Origin of the sequence: Streptomyces phaeoluteigriseus (assembly GCF_001896135.2) — a bacterium.
Taxonomy (GTDB): domain Bacteria; phylum Actinomycetota; class Actinomycetes; order Streptomycetales; family Streptomycetaceae; genus Streptomyces; species Streptomyces phaeoluteigriseus.
This window is the reverse complement of sequence record NZ_MPOH02000076.1, coordinates 1-1,008: the sequence shown is the minus strand read 5'-3', so window position 1 is coordinate 1,008 and position 1,008 is coordinate 1. Positions and strand designations below refer to the sequence as shown.

Here is a 1,008-nt window from a genome sequence, read left to right as displayed (position 1 = left end):
TAGGCGCTGTTTCTCGGATCTCCTGACGGGGGTGGGGTATTGGGGTCAGGCTGGCTGCATGGGACGCGGAGACCTGACGAATGCGGAGTGGGATCGATTGGAGTCGTTCTTACCTCCGGGTGGTGCGCGTGGGGGTCGGTGGAGTGATCACCGTCGGGTGATCAACGGGGTGCTGTACCGGGTTCGGACGGGGGTGCAATGGCGGGATCTGCCGGAGCGGTTCGGTCCGTGGGAGACGGTCTACAAGCGTCATCGCCGCTGGTCGGCGGATGGAACCTGGGCGATGTTGCTGTCGAAGATGCAGTCGGCCGAGGACGCGGCGGGCCGGATCGACTGGGACGTGTCGGTGGACTCCACAGCGGTGCGAGCTCACCAGCACGCCGCCGGTGCCCGGAAAGCACCTCCGGCCGGGGTTTCCCAAAAGGGGGTCGACCGGGGGACGAATCAGGTCGATCCAGTGCTTCGGAAACTGGTCGTCCGGCTGAGGGAGGTGGTCAGATCGGCGAGTGCCTGGGACGCTCCCGCGGAGGATTCACCACCAAAATTCATCTCGCCGCCGACGGGCGATGCCGGCCCCTCGCCCTCGTCCTGACACCAGGACACTACGGTGACGGCCCTCAACTCGAGCGCGTCCTGGACCAGGTTTCCGTGCCCCGCACCGGAGTCGGACGCCCTCGCACCAGACCAGACCATGTACTGGCCGACAAGGCCTACACCTCCCGAAAGAACCGCCGCTACCTGCGACGACGCGGCATCACCCACACCATCCCCGAACGCCTCGACCAGCAAAGACACCGGCGCAACCGCGGTTCCCGCGGCGGCCGGCCCACCGGCTTCGACAGCGAGCGCTACAAGAAACGCAACACCGTCGAGCGAGCCATCAACCGGCTGAAGAGCTTCCGGGCCGTCGCCACACGCTACGAGAAGCGCGCATACATCTACCTCGGCACCGTCACCCTCGCAGCCCTCATGATCTGGCTCCGCACATGATCCGAGAAACAGCGCCTA

General features: G+C 66.1%; 1 pseudogene. It reads left to right on the top strand.

What is annotated here, in order from left to right:
* The first annotated feature begins 58 nt into the window (after positions 1-58).
* A pseudogene (locus BM536_RS38980) lies at positions 59-990 on the top strand (IS5 family transposase).
* Positions 991-1,008 lie beyond the last annotated feature (18 nt).